The 3136-nt window shown below is 61.4% G+C and carries 5 protein-coding genes; 3 read left to right on the top strand and 2 right to left on the bottom strand.

What is annotated here, in order from left to right; translation table 11 throughout:
• The 3 genes from B3V69_RS09840 to B3V69_RS09830 all read left to right on the top strand — a co-directional run.
• Nucleotides 1-570, top strand: a 570-nt coding sequence (locus B3V69_RS09840; RefSeq protein WP_296446076.1) for a DUF3418 domain-containing protein, incomplete at its 5' end; no start/stop codon positions are given.
• Between the two features lie 102 nt (nt 571-672).
• A complete protein-coding gene (locus B3V69_RS09835; RefSeq protein ID WP_296446074.1) occupies nt 673-1176 on the top strand; it encodes a hypothetical protein in 504 nt (167 codons plus the stop codon).
• A gap of 238 nt (nt 1177-1414) precedes the next feature.
• Nucleotides 1415-1702, top strand: a complete 288-nt coding sequence (locus B3V69_RS09830; RefSeq protein ID WP_296446072.1) for a c-type cytochrome — start codon at nt 1415-1417, stop codon at nt 1700-1702.
• A gap of 164 nt (nt 1703-1866) precedes the next feature.
• Here the strand turns inward: B3V69_RS09830 and B3V69_RS09825 are convergent, their stop codons facing one another.
• Together B3V69_RS09825 and B3V69_RS09820 are read right to left on the bottom strand one after the other, a co-directional pair.
• Nucleotides 1867-2607: a DUF1223 domain-containing protein gene (locus tag B3V69_RS09825; protein WP_296446070.1), complete on the bottom strand. Its 741-nt coding sequence runs from the start codon at nt 2605-2607 to the stop codon at nt 1867-1869.
• 135 nt (nt 2608-2742) lie between these two features.
• On the bottom strand, nt 2743-3136 hold a 394-nt coding region (locus B3V69_RS09820; RefSeq protein WP_296446068.1), incomplete at its 5' end, for an aminotransferase class I/II-fold pyridoxal phosphate-dependent enzyme.

Genomic DNA, 3136 nt, shown 5'->3' with positions numbered 1-3136 from the left:
GAAGAGCTGCGCGAGCAGATCATCGCTGTCGCGCTGGACCGGGCTTTTCTGCTGGAGCCGTTGCCCACCAATGAATTCGATTTCAAGCGCCGGGTGGACGAGGGCAGGGGGCGCCTGACCCTGATCGCGGTGGAGGTGGCGCGTCTGGCTGCGATCATTCTGCTGGAATACGCTACTGCTGCGCGCAAGATCAAGGACACCAAGAATGCGCCGGACGCCACCACGGACGCCGCGCAACAACTGGCGCGCCTGATGCCCAAACGCTTCTTAGCCCTGTCACCGTGGGGTCCGTTGCAGCACTTTGCCCGCTACCAGAAAGCCATCACCGCTCGGCTGGAAAAATACCGCGCCGATCCGGCCCGCGATGCCGCCCGTCTGGCCGAGTTGCGACCGCTGGAGCAGCGCTACTGGCGCCTGGTGGCCGAGCGCAAAGGCGTGGTCGATGAACGCATGCAGGAGTTTCGTTGGCTGCTCGAAGAGCTGCGCGTGAGCTTCTTCGCGCAGGAGCTGCGCACGCCGCAGCCGGTGAGTGTGAAACGGCTGGAGAAGGCTTGGGCGCAGTTGGGGTGAGGCGGGAAAGCGCGCAGATTTCCACCCCGCCAGCGTGCGCTGCCGGACCAAATTACAATGCCAATGCGCGTCTTCGCAGGCGAGCCGAGACTAGGAGAATTCATGATGCGTCATCGTTTATCACCTTGGAGCTGGCTGTTACTGTGCATGCCGCTGCTGTCAGCCTGTAGCGGTTACGCGCCGCCCGACGCGTTGGTTGGCATGAACCGTGATGAGTTGGTGGCGCGGATGGGGCCGCCCGACACGGAGCGCCGGATCGACGCAGGCAGCCGACTGGAATTTCCGCGCGGCCCGTTTGGCACGCAGACCTGGTTCGTCTATTTCGACGCTGCTGGCCGGGCCAGCCGCGCCGAACAGGTTTTGACCGAGCAGAACTTCAGCCGCATCGACGTCGGCATGGCACAAGACGAGGTGCGTCAGCTGCTGGGCCGACCGGGTGAGGTGCAGGTGCTCGGGCGCGCGCGCGGCGTGGTGTGGAGCTACCGCTACGACAACTATCTTTGCAACTGGTTCCAGGTGGAACTTTCGCAGCAGCAGCAGGTGCGCTCCGCCGGCTACAGCCGACCGCCCGAATGCGAGGTGCGCAATGTTCGCACCAATGGGTAACGCGCGCTGATCGTCTGTTTCGCCTGTCGCATATCGCATATCGCAAGGCTGGAACCCCAGGCCGCCGTCAAAGCAGTCTCATCGTGCCGCACGGATGCTGCCGAGAGGCGTTGGTGAGTTGAACTAAGTTCCATGAGACCTGTCGAACCTCTTGTTACCACTCATGTTCAGGAATCTCGATATGTACAAATCGCCGCTTCTCGCGCTAGGCGCATCCCTTGTCTTGGCGTTCGCCACCATGGCCCCGGCCCACGCCGAGGTTGACGCCGATGCGGCAATTGCGCTGGCGAAAAAGAACGATTGCTTCAAGTGCCATGCTGTTGACAAGACCAAGAAGGGTCCGTCCTACAAAAAAATTGCTGCCAAATACAAAGGCAAGGCAGATGCTGAAGAAAAGCTGATGAAGCAGATCACCACCGGTCCTAAAGTCAAACTTGAGGACGGCACGGAAGAGGATCACAAAATCATCGAAACCAAAGATCCGAAAGAACAGAAAAATCTGATTAACTGGATTTTGTCCCGGTAGTCAGCGGCTGCATGGCGGATGCCAAGCAGCGCGGGGGTCATACATTATCGCGAAACGGGATGAACGCCTGCTTCACAAAACGGTCTTTGGCCCCAGCATTTATATAAAATGAGGCGCTAGCCCTCGTGTAGTATGCGTGAGCAGCTACTTTTTTAATAGCAAACTCAGCTGCATTGCAGACTGACGGCCTGCAGCGGTTCGCCGGTTTGGGGGTCGGACACCACCAGGTTGATCTGCCGCAGGTGGCTGGCTTGCCCGGCAATGGCGGCGAAACGCAGGGTTTGGTTGCCTTGGTAGCGCCCCACCGGCGTGTACTGGCGCACCACGAAGTCGTGCTGCAGGGTGTCGCCCGCGTTCTCGCGGGCCTTCACGTGCGAGCTGTGGCCATGCTCGGTCACGGTCCAGTAGGCACTCCAGCTGCCCACGCCACTGGCGGGCGTGACGCGCGCTTCGAAGTTGTCGGCCCCGGCGGTGCGTTGCAGGGTGATGCTGGCGCGGGCGGGTGCAGTCGCTTCGACGGCCTGGGCGTAGTCGCGCCAATCCCGCCCGTTGCGCACCAGCTGCGGTGTGTAGATGCCCCGCAGGCCGTTGGCGCTGGCGATCTCGCGTTGGCGCTTGGTGTTGGCCGGTGTGGCAAAGCGGTCGACCCAGCCGATGTAGTCCCAATAACCCACATGAAAAGCCTGCGCCACTACCGGTTTGCCCTTGAGGGTGGACAGCCACTGGTCCGCTGGCGGGCAGGAACTGCAGCCCTCGGAGGTGTATAGCTCTATCACCGGGGTCAGGCGCGGGCCCGAGCGCACTTCGCAGTGGGGGCTGGCGGCCAGAGCGGCGAGGGGTAACGCCAGCACCGCAGACCGCGCGGCGAGGGAAAAGGCAATAGGGCGCAAGGGTTGGTGGGTCATGTGGGTCTCATATCGGGTGGATGATAGAGATTGGTCGTTTGACCCGACGCGTTCTTACAGCGCGGCACCCAGGACATTTTTGGACGGGAAAATAGCCTCTAGCCGTCATGAAATATGCACCAGCAGCTCCTGTTTTTATAGCGACCGCAGGCGGGTCAGGGCGGCGTTCAGCGTCTCATCTTTTTTGGCAAAGCAGAAGCGCACCACGTGCTGGTCAAACCCGTTGCCGTAGAACGCCGACAGCGGAATGGCGGCCACGCCGATGTCCGAGGTCAGCCATTTGCAGAACTCGGTCTCGCCCAGGTCGTTGACCGCGGAGATGTCGACACACTGAAAGTAGGTGCCTTCGCTGGGCAGCAGCTTGAACCTGGTGCGCTTGAGGCCCTCGCGGAACAGGTCGCGTTTGCGCTGGTAAAACGCGGGCAGCGCCAGATACGGCTGCGGGTCGGCCATATAAGTCGCCAGGCCGTATTGCACCGGGGTATTGACCGTGAACACGTTGAACTGGTGCACCTTGCGAAACTCGGTG

This window comes from Rhodoferax sp. UBA5149 (assembly GCF_002413825.1).
Lineage (GTDB): Bacteria > Pseudomonadota > Gammaproteobacteria > Burkholderiales > Burkholderiaceae_C > Rhodoferax.
The sequence above is the reverse complement of the archived record's forward strand: the minus strand, read 5'-3'. Positions and strand labels throughout refer to the sequence as shown.

What these genes read in the sequence shown, in the direction of transcription:
- B3V69_RS09825 (WP_296446070.1), bottom strand. Translation starts at nt 2,607, where the DNA reads ATGACCCACCAACCCTTGCGCCCTATTGCCTTTTCCCTCGCCGCGCGG.
- B3V69_RS09830 (WP_296446072.1), top strand. Translation starts at nt 1,415, where the DNA reads ATGGCCCCGGCCCACGCCGAGGTTGACGCCGATGCGGCAATTGCGCTG.
- B3V69_RS09835 (WP_296446074.1), top strand. Translation starts at nt 673, where the DNA reads ATGATGCGTCATCGTTTATCACCTTGGAGCTGGCTGTTACTGTGCATG.